Annotated in this window: 15 protein-coding genes and 1 pseudogene; 10 read left to right on the forward strand and 6 right to left on the reverse strand. The window is 63.8% G+C overall.

Going from position 1 to position 16,116, the window contains the following annotated elements; translation table 11 throughout:
- The first annotated feature begins 13 nt into the window (after window positions 1-13).
- From AC2FNY_RS19935 to AC2FNY_RS19945, 3 genes are read left to right on the forward strand one after another with little or no spacing between them, the layout of a single operon-like run.
- Window positions 14-301 carry a sarcosine oxidase subunit delta gene (locus AC2FNY_RS19935; protein WP_496803537.1) on the forward strand — a complete coding sequence of 96 codons (288 nt, stop codon included), beginning with the start codon at window positions 14-16 and terminating at the stop codon, window positions 299-301.
- Window positions 298-3,249 carry a sarcosine oxidase subunit alpha family protein gene (locus AC2FNY_RS19940; protein ID WP_496803538.1) on the forward strand — a complete coding sequence of 984 codons (2,952 nt, stop codon included), beginning with the start codon at window positions 298-300 and terminating at the stop codon, window positions 3,247-3,249. Before AC2FNY_RS19935 ends, AC2FNY_RS19940 begins: the two co-directional genes overlap by 4 nt.
- Window positions 3,242-3,802: a sarcosine oxidase subunit gamma gene (locus AC2FNY_RS19945; RefSeq protein WP_496803539.1), complete on the forward strand. Its 561-nt coding sequence runs from the start codon at window positions 3,242-3,244 to the stop codon at window positions 3,800-3,802. Before AC2FNY_RS19940 ends, AC2FNY_RS19945 begins: the two co-directional genes overlap by 8 nt.
- Here AC2FNY_RS19945 and AC2FNY_RS19950 read toward each other — a convergent pair whose 3' ends face one another.
- Window positions 3,803-4,792, reverse strand: a complete 990-nt coding sequence (locus AC2FNY_RS19950) for a helix-turn-helix domain-containing protein (protein WP_234166768.1) — start codon at window positions 4,790-4,792, stop codon at window positions 3,803-3,805. It lies immediately after the preceding gene.
- 161 nt (window positions 4,793-4,953) lie between these two features.
- Here AC2FNY_RS19950 and AC2FNY_RS19955 point away from each other — a divergent pair, with 161 nt between their 5' ends.
- The gene (locus AC2FNY_RS19955; RefSeq protein WP_193385774.1) at window positions 4,954-5,583 is read left to right on the forward strand and encodes a helix-turn-helix domain-containing protein; all 630 of its coding nucleotides are present in this window, start codon (window positions 4,954-4,956) and stop codon (window positions 5,581-5,583) included.
- A 48-nt stretch (window positions 5,584-5,631) separates the two neighbouring features.
- Here AC2FNY_RS19955 and dmmC read toward each other — a convergent pair whose 3' ends face one another.
- The 4 genes from dmmC to AC2FNY_RS19975 are packed head-to-tail and all read right to left on the reverse strand — an operon-like array spanning window position 5,632 to window position 9,525.
- Window positions 5,632-6,699 carry a dimethylamine monooxygenase subunit DmmC gene (dmmC, locus tag AC2FNY_RS19960; RefSeq protein WP_234163978.1) on the reverse strand — a complete coding sequence of 356 codons (1,068 nt, stop codon included), beginning with the start codon at window positions 6,697-6,699 and terminating at the stop codon, window positions 5,632-5,634.
- A gap of 11 nt (window positions 6,700-6,710) precedes the next feature.
- Window positions 6,711-7,697, reverse strand: a complete 987-nt coding sequence (locus AC2FNY_RS19965) for a PDR/VanB family oxidoreductase (RefSeq protein WP_234170843.1) — start codon at window positions 7,695-7,697, stop codon at window positions 6,711-6,713.
- Window positions 7,694-8,335: a dimethylamine monooxygenase subunit DmmA gene (dmmA, locus tag AC2FNY_RS19970; protein ID WP_496803540.1), complete on the reverse strand. Its 642-nt coding sequence runs from the start codon at window positions 8,333-8,335 to the stop codon at window positions 7,694-7,696. The genes AC2FNY_RS19965 and dmmA overlap by 4 nt, the downstream gene beginning before the upstream one ends.
- A 44-nt stretch (window positions 8,336-8,379) precedes the next feature.
- Complete coding sequence (locus AC2FNY_RS19975; protein WP_496803541.1) at window positions 8,380-9,525, reverse strand: aminomethyl transferase family protein; 1,146 nt, start codon at window positions 9,523-9,525, stop codon at window positions 8,380-8,382.
- A gap of 244 nt (window positions 9,526-9,769) precedes the next feature.
- On the opposite strand from AC2FNY_RS19975, the gene AC2FNY_RS19980 reads away from it, so the two are divergent.
- The 6 genes from AC2FNY_RS19980 to glnT all read left to right on the forward strand — a co-directional run bounded on the left by AC2FNY_RS19980 (window position 9,770) and on the right by glnT (window position 15,889).
- Window positions 9,770-11,143, forward strand: a complete 1,374-nt coding sequence (locus AC2FNY_RS19980) for an ammonium transporter (protein ID WP_496803542.1) — start codon at window positions 9,770-9,772, stop codon at window positions 11,141-11,143.
- 12 nt (window positions 11,144-11,155) lie between these two features.
- Window positions 11,156-11,374, forward strand: a complete 219-nt coding sequence (locus AC2FNY_RS19985; RefSeq protein ID WP_234140838.1) for a hypothetical protein — start codon at window positions 11,156-11,158, stop codon at window positions 11,372-11,374.
- A 146-nt stretch (window positions 11,375-11,520) separates the two neighbouring features.
- On the forward strand, window positions 11,521-12,450 hold the full coding sequence (locus AC2FNY_RS19990) for a class II glutamine amidotransferase (RefSeq protein ID WP_234140841.1): 930 nt from the start codon (window positions 11,521-11,523) through the stop codon (window positions 12,448-12,450).
- Window positions 12,450-13,127 carry a GXGXG domain-containing protein gene (locus AC2FNY_RS19995; protein WP_234140842.1) on the forward strand — a complete coding sequence of 226 codons (678 nt, stop codon included), beginning with the start codon at window positions 12,450-12,452 and terminating at the stop codon, window positions 13,125-13,127. Before AC2FNY_RS19990 ends, AC2FNY_RS19995 begins: the two co-directional genes overlap by 1 nt.
- Before the next feature lie 7 nt (window positions 13,128-13,134).
- Window positions 13,135-14,487: an FMN-binding glutamate synthase family protein gene (locus AC2FNY_RS20000; RefSeq protein ID WP_234140843.1), complete on the forward strand. Its 1,353-nt coding sequence runs from the start codon at window positions 13,135-13,137 to the stop codon at window positions 14,485-14,487.
- Window positions 14,488-14,560: 73 nt separating this feature from the next.
- A complete protein-coding gene (gene glnT, locus AC2FNY_RS20005) occupies window positions 14,561-15,889 on the forward strand; it encodes a type III glutamate--ammonia ligase (RefSeq protein WP_234140844.1) in 1,329 nt (442 codons plus the stop codon).
- Window positions 15,890-15,953: 64 nt separating this feature from the next.
- On the opposite strand, the pseudogene glyA reads toward glnT, so the two are convergent.
- Window positions 15,954-16,116, reverse strand: a pseudogene (gene glyA / locus AC2FNY_RS20010) (serine hydroxymethyltransferase); the annotation flags it as partial.

Consider the following 16,116-nt stretch of genomic DNA (forward strand, 5'->3'; position numbering starts at 1 on the left):
GAGGGCACCGGACATGTTGATCGACCACCCCATTCTGGGCCCGCGCGACAGCAGCGAGTTCATTTACAAGGGCGACGCCGCCCTGATCCGCCGCCCCGACTGGCAGGCCCCCGACGCGCTGGAGCAGTTCATCGACTATGGCTATCTGCGCGACAACCCGGCGGGCCTGCACCGCGAGCTGTGGTTTCACGAACAGGGCGACCGCTCATGGCTGGTGGTGACCCGCGACACCACCACGCATGAAATCACATCCGTCGAACTGGCCCGCGACGTGGCCCGCAAGGAGGGACGCTCCAGATGACCGGCCCCAATCGTCTGAACGGCGGTCTGATCGACCGCAGCAAGCCGCTGAATTTCACTTTTGACGGGCGCCGGTATCAGGGCTTTGCCGGGGATACGCTCGCCTCGGCCCTATTGGCCAACGATGTCCGGCTGATGGGGCGCTCGTTCAAGTATCACCGCCCACGCGGACCGATGAGCGCGGGCTCCGAGGAGCCCAATGCCATTGTCGAGCTGCGCGAGGGCGCCCGCAAGGAACCCAATACCCGCGCCACCACCGCCGAGCTGTTCGACGGGCTGAGCGCCAATTCGCAGAATCGCTGGCCCTCGCTGAAATGGGACGTGATGGCGGTCAACGACCGACTGTCCAATTTCTTTGCCGCCGGGTTCTATTACAAGACCTTCATGTGGCCCGCCGCCTTCTGGGAGAAGGTGTACGAGCCGATCATCCGCAAGGCGGCAGGGCTGGGCACGCTCAGCCACGCGCCCGACCCCGACAGCTATGACAAGGGGTTTCTGCATTGCGACCTTCTGGTGATCGGCGCTGGCCCGGCCGGGCTGGCGGCGGCACTGACCGCCGCGCAATCGGGGGCGCAGGTGATCGTCGCGGACGAGGATTTCCTGCCCGGCGGGCGGCTCAATGCCGAAACCTTTGCGCTGGGTGACCAATCCGGCGCGGCCTGGGCCGCCGAAACCGCCGCCGCGTTGCAGACCATGCCCAATGTGCGGCTGATGACGCGCAGCACGGTAATCGGCGCCTTTGACCACGGTATCTATGGCGTGGTCGAGCGGGTCAGCGACCACCTGCCCCAGCCGCTGTCGGGCAAACCGCGTCAGATCCTGTGGCGGGTCTATTCGCGCCGCGCCATTCTGGCCGCCGGGGCAACCGAACGCCCGATCGTGTTCGAGAACAACGACCGCCCCGGCATCATGCTGGCCTCGGCCCTGCGCAGCTATGCCAACCGCTGGGCGGCAACACCCGCGCGCGCGGTGGCGGTGTTCACCAACAATGACGACGGCCATCGCACCGCGCGGGATCTGAGCGCGCAGGGGGTCAGCGCCGTGGTGATCGACACCCGCACGGGCGCGCCCGAAACCACCGATTACGAGACCATCCCCGGCGCGACTGTCACCAATACCCAAGGCCGTCTGGGCCTGACCACGGTCGAGGTGACGCTGGCCACCGGCACCACCCGAACGCTCAGCGTCGGCGGGCTGGGCGTCTCGGGCGGCTGGAACCCGAACGTGCACCTGACCTGCCACCAGCGCGGGCGCCCGGTCTGGGACCAGGCAATCGCGGCCTTTGTGCCGGGCGGCACCCTGCCGGTGGGCCTGATCCCGGCGGGCGCGGCGCAGGGCGTGTTCAGCACCCATGGCGCGCTGGCCTCGGGGCAAGCGGCGGCGCAGCAGGCACTGTCCGATCTGGGCATCACGGCGAAACCCGCCGCCCTGCCCCAGGCCGAGGACGCGCCGGTCAACGTCACCCCCTTCTGGCACGTCAGGGGCGCCAAGCGCGCCTGGGTCGATCAGCAGAACGACGTCACCGCCAAGGATGTGAAACTGGCCCATCAGGAGAACTTCGTCTCAGTCGAGCACCTGAAACGCTATACCACGCTGGGCATGGCGACCGATCAGGGCAAGACCTCGAACATGGCCGGTCTGGCGATCATGGCCGAGGTGGCGGGCAAGTCGATCCCCGAGGTCGGCATCACCATGTTCCGCCCGCCCTACACGCCCACGGCGATGGGCGCCTTTGCGGGCCGCTCGCGCGACAAGGATTTCCGCCCCACCCGCAAGACGCCCAGCCATGTCTGGGCCGAGGAACAGGGCGCGATCTTTGTCGAGGTCGGCATGTGGCTGCGCGCGCAATGGTTCCCCCGCCCCGGCGAAACCCATTGGCGCCAGAGCGTCGACCGCGAGGTCACCCAGACCCGCAAGTCGGTCGGCATCTGCGATGTGACCACGCTGGGCAAGATCGACGTGCAGGGCGCCGATGCGGCCGAGTTCCTAAACAAGGTCTATTGCAACGGCTTTGCCAAGCTGGCGGTGGGGCGCACCCGTTATGGGCTGATGCTGCGCGAGGATGGCATCGCCATGGATGACGGCACCGCCGCGCGTCTGGCCGAGGATCATTTCGTGGTGACCACCACCACCGCCAATGCGGTGGCGGTCTATCGCCACATGGAATTCGTGCGCCAATGCCTGTTCCCGGACATGGATGTGCAGCTGATCTCGACCACCGAGGCCTGGGCGCAATTTGCCGTGGCCGGACCCAATGCGCGCAAGCTGCTGCAAAAGATCGTCGATCCGGCGCATGACATCTCGAACGAGGGTTTTCCCTTCATGGCCTGTGCCGAGATCACCGTTTGCGGCGGGCTGCGGGCGCGGCTGTTCCGCATCTCGTTCTCGGGCGAGCTGGCCTATGAGATCGCGGTTCCCACCCGCTATGGCGACGCGCTGATCCGGCGGATGATGCAGGCGGGCGAAGAATTCGACGTGGTTGCCTATGGCACCGAGGCGCTGGGGGTGATGCGGATCGAGAAAGGCCATGCCGCCGGCAACGAGCTGAACGGCACCACCACCGCGCTCAACCTCGGGATGGGGCGGATGGTGTCCAAGAAGAAGGACTCGATCGGCTCGACCCTGTCCGAACGCGAGGGGTTGAACGAAGCGGATGCGCTGAAACTGGTCGGGTTCCGCCCGGTGAATCCGCAGGACAAGGTGCCCGCCGGATCGCATCTGATGACCCGGGGCGACCCGGTCGATGCCGCCCATGACCAGGGCTATGTCACCTCGGCCTGCTACTCGCCCAGCCTGGGCTGTCATATCGGCATCGGCTTTCTGAAATCCGGCGACAGCCGCAAGGGCGAGATCGTTCGCCTTGTCAGCCCGCTGACCGGGCTCGACCACGAGGTCGAGGTGGTAAGCGCCCATTTCGTCGATCCAGAAGGAGAGCGTCTGCGTGCATGATCTGAACCCGATAACGCCGCTGGGCGCTGCCGCTCCGGTGGTCGAGAGCCATGGCCCGGTGACCCTGACCGAAGTGACCGAAACGGCGCTGGCCTCGGTCGCGGCGCGGCTTGGCCGCGAGGCCGAGACGACAACCCTGTTGACCGAGGTTCTGGGCGCTGCGCCCCCGGCCCCGGCCCGGCTCTGCCCCGGCACGCCCGGCGCCTTCTGGATGGGGCCCGATCAATGGATGGTCGAGGCGCCGCTGAGCACGCACGAGGATCTGGCCGCGCAGCTGGCTGCCCGCGCCAATGGCGCGGCCAGCGTCACCGAACAGACCGATGCCTGGTGCCGGTTCGACCTGACCGGCGACAATCTGGCGGATGTGTTCGAACGGCTCTGCCCCGCCAATACCCGCGCCTTTGCCGGGGGCGAGGCGGTGCGCAGCGCGATCGACCATCTGGGCTGTTTCCTGCTGTGCCGGGCACCCGATCATATCACGGTGCTGGGGCCACGCTCGGCGGCGGGCTCGCTGCATCACGCGCTGGTGGTGGCGATGCGCGCGGCGTTCTGATCAGACCGAGGGCACCGGCAGGTTGCCCTCGACCCGGTAGAGGTTGATCCGCTTGCGGTCCTGCTGCGGGGTCAGGCCAAAGGCCTCGCGGTAATGCCGCACCAGCGGCTTGGCGTTGGCATAGCCCACCGCCGCTGCAACATCCGAGATACTGTCATTGGTATACATGACGATCTGACGCGCCGCCTGCATCCGCAGGTGGCGGAAATAGCCTGTCGGGTTCTGTCCGGTGGCCTGTTTGAAACAACGCTCCAGATGCCGGGGGGTGATGTTCAGCCGCTCGGCAATCATCGCGATACTGGCGGGCGCGGCCAGGTTCTCGGCAAAGATTTCAACGGCGCGTCCCACCAGCGGCGACATTTCGCCCTCGGCATCGGCGGCCTGATGGATCGGCAGCGCCTGTTTCACTCCCGCCTTGCGCATGATCGGGTGCTGGAACCAGCAGGCGACCTCGTTGGCCACGTTGGCGCCCAGCGCTGCCTCGATCATGCTCAGCGCCAGGTCGAAGGCCGCCGCCGCCCCTGAGGCGGTCAGCAGACGCGGCGAGATCTCGATCACCTCGTTGCTGCGGCGGATCTCGGGGAATTCGGCGGCAAACGCCGCCTCGTAACACCAATGCACCGACAGGCGCTCGTCGCGCACCACGCCGCTGCGCACCAGCGGAAAGACGCCGCCGCTGATCGCGCCCAACACGGTGCCGTGCCGTTCGATCCGGCGCAGCAGCGAGGCGGTGCGCGGGTTCTCGAACCGGGCCACCGGGGCAGACAGCAGCACCAGATAGTCAAGCGCCGCCACGGTCTCCAGACTGGCGTCCGGATCAAAGGTGATGCCCGCACTCGACACCACCTTGTGGGGCAGTTCCGACACCAGCCGCCAGGCGAAACTGTCCGACATCGAGATCTCGTTGGCCGCGCGCAGCGGCTCGATGATCGAGGTCAGGCAGGCCATGGGAAAGCCCGGAAACAGCAGAAACCCGATACGTGTGGTCATTCCGGGCGATCCTTTGGCTTGTCATTCCACGGTGGGAATTTTATTGGAGAGAAAAAATTATGCAATGTGGTGAATAACGGCTAGAGTTGAAGCAGAACTGACCGCAGGGCAATACAGGAAGAGCTTGAGGAACCCCCATGAATGCTGCAAAGGATCTCCGCATGACACAGCTTTTGCAAGATCCCCATAGCGTTCGCGAGGAACGCGAGAAGGTTCTCGAGGTCGCCATCGGCCGCGAGGTTCGCGCCTTTCGCAAGCAGCAGGGCATTACCGTGGCCGAGTTGTCGAAACTGACCGACCTGTCGATCGGGATGCTGTCCAAGATCGAAAACGGCAACACCTCGCCCTCGCTCACCACGTTGCAAACCTTGGCCAATGCGCTGTCGGTGCCGCTGACCGCGTTCTTCAAGGGCTACGAGGAAAAGCGCGAGGCGATCCATACCAAGGCGGGCCAGGGTCTGGAGATCGAGCGCGCCGGCACCCGCGCCGGGCATCAATACAGCCTGCTTGGCCATATCGGGTCAAATTCCAGCGGTGTCATCGTCGAACCCTATCTGATCACGCTCAGCACGGAGTCGGACACGTTCAAGACCTTTCAGCATGACGGGATCGAGATGATCTACATGCTCGAAGGCAAGGTCGACTACCTGCATGGCAGCGAGATCTATCCGCTGGAGCCGGGCGACACGCTGTTCTTTGACGCCGACGCGCCGCACGGGCCAGAGCGTCTGGTGGAATTGCCGACGCGCTATCTGTCGGTGATCTGCTATCCGCAGCAGAAAAAGGGCTGAGCCGCCCGGACCGGGACGCGCTTGCGCATCCCGGCCTTGTTTTGCGCGTTACGTCTGCAACGGCGGCTCCGTTTCCAGATCGGGCCAGATCCCCGGCGAAGTCGGCAGCCCGTCGTCATACCGGCTGAGATACTCCAGCATCAAAGGACGATTGGCGATGAACCCCTTGTAGGTGGCAAGCTCCTCGGGCAGGTCGCGCACCACCCGGTGCAGGCGGCGGCCCCATTTCGGCACCGTCACCAGATCCTGAAACGCGATCAGGTAACAGCGGATCGGGAACAACAGCGCGTTCGAGCGCGGCAGCCGGTAAAAGGTCTGCAATTCGACCCTGAGATGCTGCTTGGCGCCGATATTCTCGGGCGTCAGCGTGGTCTTCTGCACCCCCCATTTGTGATAGTTCTCGGGGCTGGTATCGAGCAGCGGATTGACCGTCATGGTCCAGTTCAGCCGCCGCGCAGGCGCCCCCTGCTGGATGTTGAGCAGGAATTTCAGCGCCCGCTTGAAGATGCCCATCTCATGGGCCAGCGGCACCGGCGCGTGCCATTCGAAGAAATCCATGCCGATGTCGAAATCCAGGCTCCAGTCCGCCTGTGTCGTCACCATGCCCGCATCCATGTAGAGCATGTCGCCGCGCTGATCGAGCACCGCGTAATCGCCCTGCGCCTGCCGGGTGATGTATTCCAGCGGCCCGCAGGGCAGCGTGGTTTCATCAAGGAAGGTAAAGGTGTGGTCGATCCCCATCGGCTTGTTGATCCAGCGCCAGCGGTCGCCGTCGCGATGCAGTTCGAACAGGTCAGGGTAATCCTCGGACTTGCTGACCATGATCAGTTCCAGCGTGTCCCAGCCCGCCAGCGTCATATGCGGCAGCGACTGGCAGCGCAGCGGATCCTCGGCCAGCACGATGGCGCGGTCGGCCATTTCCGAGACGTAGTGCTCGTCCACGTCGAACCGCTTTTCATAGACCGAGCCCGCCGGGCCGCCCCGGTGCTGCTCCATGTTCACCGAATACATGTAGCTGTCTTCGTGGAACGGGAAGGGAAAGCGCTTGATCGCCCAGTCCGAATTGCGGAACGAGTAATCGTCGCGAAAGGTTTCGGTGTTGAATTGGATCGTCATCGCGGTCTCCTCTACCGGTCCAGCACGAGGCTTTTGCCCACGAACCGGCTGACGCAGGGCATGATCTTTTTCCCGCTGGCGTGTTCGTCATCGTCCAGCCAGTGGTCGCGATGCACGAAGTCGCCATCGGATGAGACCACATCGGTTTCGCACTGGCCACAGGCGCCGCCCCGGCACAGAAAGGGCGCGTCGACGCCGCAGCGTTCCATCGCCTCAAGCAGGCTTTCATGTTCGCCCACCTGAATGGTGATGTCGGACTTGCACAGGCGCACCTCAAAGGGTTTGCCGGGCTGCGGGGCCAGGAATTCCTCGGAATGCACGTTCTCGTCGGGCCAGCCATGCGCGGCGGCGGTGGCGTGGACCCAGTCGATCATGCCCTTGGGACCGCAGACATAGACATGGGTGCCCAGCGGCTGACCATCCAGCAGGTCCTCAAGCCCGATGGCCTGATCCTGATCGTCGAAATAGACATGCACCTTGTTGGGATGCTTGTAGGTCAGTTCGTCCACATAGGTGCCCAGCTCCCTGGAGCGGCACGAGTAATGCAGCTCCCAGGCGCCGCCCATCCGTTCCAGATGCGCGATCATCGCCAGGAACGGCGTGATGCCGATGCCACCGGCCAGGAACACATGCTTGCGCCCGCGCAGATCCAGCGGGAACAGGTTCACCGGATAGGTGATGGTCATCGGGTCGCCGACCTTGACCTGATTATGCAGGAAGAGCGAACCACCCCTGCCCTGATCATCGCGCCGCACCGAGATCGCATAGATGCTGCTATCGCCCGGATCGGACATCAGCGAATAGGGATTGAGCCGGGTCCGCGCGCCATCGCGCATCTCGACCACGGTATGGGCACCGGCGGAAAAGGGCGGAAACGGCTGGCCGTCGCGGCGGGTGAATTCGAACCGGGTGACCAGCGGATTGAGCGGCACGACCGCGCTGACGGTGACCTCGATCTTTTCGGCGCCTGCCTTGGCTTTCTGGGGGGCTGCACTCATTTGTAAAGCTCCACGGGTTCGGGGACATTGCCGGGGTCCTCGGCGTCGATGCACACCCCCTGAAAGGCGGCCAGACGGCGCGAATAGTGATCGCGCACGAACAGGTTCAGCCCGCAATGGGAACAGACGAAGGGGTCGGTGGTCACATCCTCGGTGATGCCCTTGCAATGCACGCATTGCATCCTCCGCGCGACCGAGCCGCGATGCTCGGTCTGGATCGCGCCATGGGGAATGCCCGCCTGCATCGCCTCGTTCTGGGCCTGCCCCATCAGCCCCTCGGTTCCGGCCAGATAGACCTGAAGCCCCATATGGGCATCCGACAGCACCCGGCGGATCCGCTGGACCGAGGCGGCATAGCTGGGCCCCACATAGAACTGCGCCGGACCCAGGGCGCGCAGCCGCTCGACATAGGCCTCGCCGGTGTTCTTGGGGATATAGATGATATGCGCATTGGCAAACAGCGCGGCATCGCTTGCCGCCAGATCCAGCAGCGCCTCGGCGCCCTCGGCATCGGCGATCATCAAATGCGCCTTGCCGGGCCGCGGCTCCAGCGTGCCATAGACCGGGCGGCTGGCGATACTTGGTGGAAACTGAAATTTGGACATCCCGTCGCTGACTCCTTCTTGGTCCGATCGCAAGAAGAACAGGCGCCCCGCCTCCGGGGGCGCCTGCCCGGTGATCCTCAGCCCTTGGCGGCGCGGATGGATTTGTCCTTGTCGTAGAAGGGCATCTCTTCGGCCACGCAGGCGATTTCGGTGCCATCCTCGTTGCGCACCGTCATCTTTGTCCCCGGCACCGCACAGTCAACCGGCATCCGGGCGATGCCCACGTTATGGCCGTTCAGGTCCGAATTCATGCCAAAGGTGACGACGCCCACGACCTCGCCATCCTTGAGCAGCGGTGCCCCCATGTCGGCGGGCGTGGTGCCCTCGAGCTTGACGCCATAGATCTTGAACCGCTCCCTGCCCTTGCGGGCATAATGGTTCTCGGCGCCCCGGAACCCGATCTTGCCGGGCGAGACGGTGAATTCCAGCCCCAGCTCCCACAGCGAGTCGCCGCAATTCTCGTCGGCAAAGGGATAGGTCTCGGAATTGTCGCCGGGATAGAACAGAAGATAGCTTTCGGTGCGCAGCAAATCGAGGGTCGAGAACTGCACCGGGCGGATGCCCATGTCCTTGCCATCCTCGAGTATCGCATCCCAGAGCTCAATGGCGTGGCGGCCTTCGCAAAAGATCTCGTACCCCCGCTCACCGGTATAGCCGGTGCGCGAGATCATCACGGGTTTGCCAAAGAGCTTGGTCTGGATGATGCCGAAATAGGCCAGATCGCGGATGCCGGGCACGTGTTTGGCCAGGAAATCCACCGCGACCGGACCCTGGAGCGACATGTCGTGCAGGTCGTCGTCGAAGATCATCGAGACATTCTTGCCATAGGCGGCCATCGCCAGGCTTTCATGGCCGGTGCCGGTGCCATGCACCAGCATCCAGTTGTTCACCGACAGCCGGTAGATCACGCAATCGTCGATGAACAGGCCGCGATCGTCCAGCATGCAGGCATAGACCGCCCGGCCCGGCATCAGCTTGTCCACGTTGCGGGTGGTGGCGCGGTCGATCACGGCGGCAGCATGCGGGCCGCTCAGGTGGATCTTTTTCAGGCCCGACACGTCCATCAGACCGGCCTTGGTGCGGACCGCCTCGTAATCGGCCTTGGCCCGTTCGTCGGTATGGTCATAGAACCATGCGGTTCCCATACCGTTCCAATCCTCCAACTCGCCGCCGATTTCGGCATGCCGCTGCGCAAGCGCAGAGGTTCTGTAGATGATCGCCATCCCTGTGACTCCCTGATCTGTTCGGTTTGCATCATTCAGACCCATGTCCGGACAAAAATCAACACAAACGTAAAAAAAATTTCCTACCGGGAATATTTGCCCGATCTCTGAGCAAGTGCACTTTCTGCACCTGCATAAAATTTTATCGTCAGTTAAATTTGTTGACACAAAGCTTAATCAAGAGCTTCCCTTTTAGGAAAAAAACTTTCGCAGCAGTCAGAGTTATCCAACCGGGGAGACAGAAATGGATGGAAATCTTAACGCACTGACGACGGTATTTACCGAGTTCTACTACTGGGTAACGGTCGTGTTCATGTTCCTGATTCACGTCGGGTTCTGCATGTACGAGGTCGGCGCCAGCCGCCGACGCAACCATATGCACACGTTAATGAAAAACGTGATGGTGATCCCGCTGGTCACCGTCACCTTCTTCTTCTTCGGATGGTGGATCTATTGGGCCTTCCCGATGTTCCCCTTCTTCGGCGGGCTGGACACCGAGGCGGGCGCAGCCAACCTGCCCTGGGCCGAGACCATGGGGCCGAACGCAGCGGACCGAATCACCGGCGTGTTCTGGGCGGCCTTCCTGCTGTTCTCGTGGACGGCAGCCTCGATCGTCTCGGGCGCGGTGATCGAGCGCATCCGGTCCTCGGCACTTTGGGTGCATGCGGTGCTGATCGGTTCGGTCTGGTGGATCATCGACGCGGCCTGGGGCTGGCACTATGGCGGCTGGATGGTCCAGTATCTGGGCTATCATGACGCCTATGCCTCGGGCGTGATTCACGCCATTGCCGGTGGCTATGCGCTGGGGGTGATCATGGTCCTGGGGCCGCGGATCGGCAAATTCGCCCAAGATGGCACGCCGCGGGACATCCCGCCGCATAACCCCTGGATGCTGACCATCGGGATCTTCCTGATCTATACCGGCTTCTGGGGCTTCTATGCCGCGTGCAACGTGCCCGCGATCTCGCCCGAGGCGATTGGCGGCCAGATCACCGGCACCACCTGGACGGCGACCAACATCTATCTGGCACCGACTTCGCTGTCGGCCATCACCTTCAACTTCCTGATGTCGCTCTCGGGCGGTCTGATGGCGGCCTATGTGGTGTCCAAGGGCGATGCATTCTGGACCTTCTCGGGCGGTCTGGCCGGGGTGATCACCGCCTCTGCCGGCAATGACCTCTACCACCCGATCCAGGCCATGATCATCGCCGCCATCGGCGTGGTGATCGTCTATCGCCTGCATTACTGGGTCGAGCGCCGGTTCAAGCTGGACGACGCAGTGGGCGCGGTGGCCGTACACGGCTATGCAGGGTTCATCGGCCTTGTCATCGCGGGCTTTGTCCTGTGGGGGGCGCCGTCCTCGCCTTATGAGGGCTATGCCACCATCAACCCGGTCGGCCAGTTCATCGGCGCACTGATCATGTTCTTTGGCCTCGGTTTCCTGCCCGCCTTTGTGGTGGCCAAGATGCAGGCCGCCGCCGGCGTGCTGCGTATCCCCGAGGAAGTGGAACTGGAGGGCCTCGATTACGCCGAACACCACGCCTACGAGGACGCCAAGGAAGCCATCATCGAAGCCGACAAGGCCTATCTGGCCTCCAAAGTGTCGCCTGCGGAATAAGGAGAACAGGATATGTCGACAATCGGATATGAAAGCTGGGCCGTCGATCTGGCCAATGTGGGCGCCATCTATCCCTTTCAGGGCTGGGAGGTCGCGATGACCGTGATCGGGGTGCTGTTCTGGATCGGCTGGCACCGCATCCAGTTCGTGCGAGAGAACGCGCATCTGGAAAACGCCAAGAAACGGGCGCTGGACCATGAGCGCATCCAGAAAAGCGTCGAACGCTACTAGAGCGATCCAGGCAAGGCGTGCTCACGCGCGCCTTGCCTATCAGTGAAATTTGTTTCACAGCAGTTGCAGCTTCGAAATTCCGGTGCTAGCCTGCTGAAAGAGCCTGGGAAAGACAGGCAGAATCACAATCGTGGAGCGTCGCCGAAATGTGCGGAATTGTTGGACTGTTCCTGAAGGACAAATCGCTAGAACCTCAGCTGGGCGCCCTGCTCACTGACATGTTGATCACCATGACCGACCGGGGCCCTGACAGCGCCGGAATCGCGATTTACGGCGATCCCTCGCCCACCACCTCGAAGGTGACGGTGCAATCGGAAAACCCCGACCGGGACTTTGCCGATCTGGCCGAGAAGGTGCAGCCGCTGGTCGGTGGCCCGGTCTCGCTCAGCCGCCGCGACACGCACGCGGTGTTGCATGTGCCCCATGGCACCGCCGAGGCGCTGCGCCGCCAGCTCAAGGATGTGGCACCCGACGTGCGTGTCATGTCCTTTGGCGACTCGCTGGAGATTTACAAAGAGGTCGGCCTGCCCCGCGATGTGGCCGCACGATTCGACATCGCCTCGATGACCGGCACCCATGGCATCGGCCATACCCGCATGGCCACGGAATCGGCGGTCACCACGCTGGGCGCGCACCCGTTCAACACCGGCTCGGATCAGTGCCTGGTACATAACGGCTCGCTCTCCAACCACAATTCGCTGCGCCGCAAGCTGCGCCGCGAGGGTATCCATATCGAGACCCTGAACGACACCGAAGTCGCCGCCGCCTATCTGACCTGGAAGATGCAGACCGGCGCCACCCTGGGCGAGGCGCTGGAAAAGTCGCTGGAGGATCTGGACGGCTTCTTCAACTTCGTCGTGGGCACCCGCGACGGGTTCGGCGTGGTCCGCGACCCGATCGCCTGCAAACCGGCGGTGATGGCCGAGACCGATCAATATGTGGCCTTCGGCTCGGAATACCGCGCGCTGGTCAACCTGCCCGGCATCGAACAGGCCCGCGTGTGGGAACCCGAACCCGCCACCGTCTATTTCTGGACCCATGGCGACACCGCAACCCCAACCGGAAAGGCCGCGTAATGCAGACCTACGACCTGGCAGCCGACGGCCTGCGCGGCCTGAACGCAACATTGCAAGCCCAGTCGGACGAGACCAACCAGACCGACTGGACCATCGTGAACCCGCGCGGCAGCCATGCCATCGCCGTGGGGCTGGACGCGCCCATCGAGGTCAAGGTGATGGGTTCGACCGGGTATTACTGCGCGGGCATGAACAAACAGGCCACCGTGCATGTGCATGGCTCGGCCGGACCCGGCGTGGCCGAGAACATGATGTCGGGCACCGTGGTGATCGACGGCGATGCCAGCCAGTATGCCGGGGCCACCGGTCATGGCGGCACGCTGGTGATCAAGGGCAATGCCAGTTCGCGCTGCGGCATCTCGATGAAGGGCATCGACATCGTGGTGCATGGCAATGTCGGGCACATGTCCGCCTTCATGGCGCAGTCGGGCAACCTGGTCGTCTGCGGCGATGCGGGCGACGCGCTGGGCGACTCTATCTACGAGGCACGTCTGTTCGTGCGCGGCTCGGTCAAGTCGCTGGGCGCCGACTGTATCGAAAAAGAGATGCGCCCCGAACATATCGAGTTGCTGCGCGACCTGCTGGAGCGTGGCGGCTGCGATGCCAAACCCGAAGAGTTCAAGCGCTACGGCTCTGCGCGCCAGCTCTATAATTTCAAAGTCGACAACGCGTATTGAGGGAGTCATGACCGTGAAAGACAACAAGGAAAACGCTCCCCCGCGGACAGTGCCGATCCAGTCGGCAACCTTTTCCAACCCGATCAACGCCGAGATCCGCCGCGCGGCAGCCACCGGCATCTATGATATCCGCGGCGGCGGGGCGAAACGCCGGGTGCCGCATTTCGACGATCTGCTGTTCCTCGGCGCCTCGATCAGCCGCTACCCGCTCGAAGGCTATCGCGAGCGCTGCGACACCAAGGTGACGCTGGGCACGCGCTTTGCGAAAAAGCCGATCGAGCTGGATATCCCGATCACCATCGCGGGCATGTCCTTTGGCGCGCTGTCCGGTCCCGCCAAGGAGGCGCTGGGGCGTGGCGCGTCCGAAGCCGGAACCTCGACCACAACCGGTGACGGCGGCATGACCCCCGAGGAGCGCGGCCATTCCACCAAGCTGGTCTATCAGTACCTGCCCTCGCGCTATGGCATGAACCCCGACGACCTGCGCAAGGCCGACGCCATCGAGGTCGTGGTCGGCCAGGGCGCCAAGCCCGGCGGCGGCGGCATGCTGCTGGGCCAGAAGATCAGCGACCGCGTCGCCGAGATGCGCAACCTGCCCAAGGGGATCGACCAGCGCTCGGCCTGCCGCCACCCCGACTGGACCGGCCCCGACGATCTGGAGATCAAGATCCTGGAGCTGCGCGAAATCACCGCCTGGGAAAAGCCGATCTATGTCAAGGTCGGCGGCACCCGCCCCTATTACGACACCGCGCTGGCGGTGAAGGCCGGGGCCGATGTGGTGGTACTGGACGGCATGCAGGGCGGCACCGCCGCCACCCAGGACGTGTTCATCGAACATGTGGGCCTGCCGACGCTGGCCTGTATCCGCCCCGCCGTGCAGGCGCTTCAGGATCTGGGCGTGCATCGCGAGGTGCAGCTGATCGTCTCGGGCGGCATCCGCACCGGCGCCGATGTGGCCAAGGCGATGGCGCTGGGGGCCGACGCGGTCGCCATCGGCACCGCCGCCCTGATCGCGCTGGGGGACAACGACCCGAAATGGGAGGCCGAGTATCAGAAGCTGGGCACCACCACCGGTGCCTATGACGACTGGCACGAGGGGCTGGACCCCGCCGGGATCACCACCCAGGATCCGGTGCTTCAGGCCCGGCTCGACCCGGTGGATGCCGGGCGGCGTCTGCGCAACTATCTCAACGTCATGACGCTCGAGGCGCAGACCATCGCGCGGGCCTGCGGCCATAACAACCTGCACAATCTCGAACCCGAGGATCTGTGCGCGCTGACCATGGAGGCGGCCGCCATGGCCCGCGTCCCCCTTGCCGGCACCGAATGGTGGCCCGGCAAGACCGGCGCAGGGTTCTGAGTGTGAAACCGGGGCGCGGGACCATCCCGCGCCCTTTCCAATTCAAAAACAGACGACAACAGGGACGACAAGAATGACCATTGATCTGGCCAAATTCGCCAAGGACAAAGGCGTCAAGTATTTCATGATCTCCTTCACCGACCTGTTCGGCGGTCAGCGGGCCAAGCTGGTACCCGCCCAGGCCATCGCCGACATGCAAGAGGACGGCGCGGGATTTGCGGGCTTTGCCACCTGGCTGGACATGACGCCGGCGCATCCCGACATGCTGGCGGTGCCCGATCCGTCCTCGGTGATCCAGCTGCCCTGGAAACCCGAGGTCGCCTGGGTCGCCAGCAATTGCGTGATGGAGGGCGCCGACGTCGCCCAGGCCCCGCGCAACGTGCTGCGCCGCCTGATTGCCGAGGCCGCGGACGAGGGCATGCATGTCAAGACCGGTATCGAGGCCGAGTTCTTTCTGCTGACCCCCGAGGGCGACCAGATCAGCGACCCGTTCGATACCGCCGCCAAACCCTGTTACGACCAGCAGGCGGTGATGCGCCGCTATGACGTGGTGCGCGAGATCTGCGACTATATGCTGGAACTGGGCTGGGGTCCCTATCAGAACGACCACGAGGACGCCAACGGCCAGTTCGAGATGAACTGGGAATTCGACGACGCCCTGTCGACAGCCGACAAGCACAGTTTCTTCAAGTTCATGACCAAGTCGGTGGCCGAGAAACACGGGTTCCGCGCCACCTTCATGCCCAAGCCGATCGAGGGGCTGACCGGCAATGGCTGCCACGCGCATATCTCGGTCTGGGATGCGCCGGGGGCGGCGTCAAAGGTCAATGTCTTTGCCGGTGACGGTGACGGCCCGACCGGCGAAGTGGGCCTGTCCGAGCGCGGCAAGCATTTCCTGGGCGGCATCATGAAACATGCCAGCGCATTGGCGGCGATCACCAACCCGACGGTGAACAGCTACAAGCGGATCAACGCGCCGCGCACCATGTCGGGCGCGACCTGGGCGCCCAACACGGTCACTTGGACCGGCAACAACCGCACCCATATGGTGCGCGTCCCCGGCCCCGGCCGGTTCGAACTGCGCCTGCCCGACGGCGCGGTGAACCCCTATCTGTTGCAGGCCGTGATCATCGCCGCCGGCCTCAGCGGCATCCGGTCAAAGGCCGATCCGGGCAAGCGCTGGGACATCGACATGTATGCCGAGGGCCACAAGGTGCGCGGCGCGCCGAAACTGCCGCTCAACATGCTGGACGCGATCCGAGAATTTGACCGCGACAAGGAGTTGAAGCAGAGCATGGGAGATGAGTTCTCGTCCTCTTACATCAAGATGAAGATGCAGGAATGGAATTCCTTCGTGACCCATTTCAGCCGCTGGGAAAAGGAAAACACCCTCGATATCTGAGCGATATCAAGGGTGCCTTGGGTGGGGCCGCCGCGCTTTCGCAGCGGCCCTTTTCTGTTCGGGGTCAAAGGTTTGGATAGATCGGGAATCTGGCGCAGAGGGCTGCGACCTGGGCCTTGACCTTGTCCTCGACGGCGCCGTTGGCGTCTTCGCCGTTGGCGGCCAGGCCATCGACCACCTCGATGATCCAATCGGCGATCTGGCGGAATTCGGCCTCGCCGAAGCCG

The sequence above is a fragment of the Ruegeria sp. BHSC223 genome, from assembly GCF_059613025.1.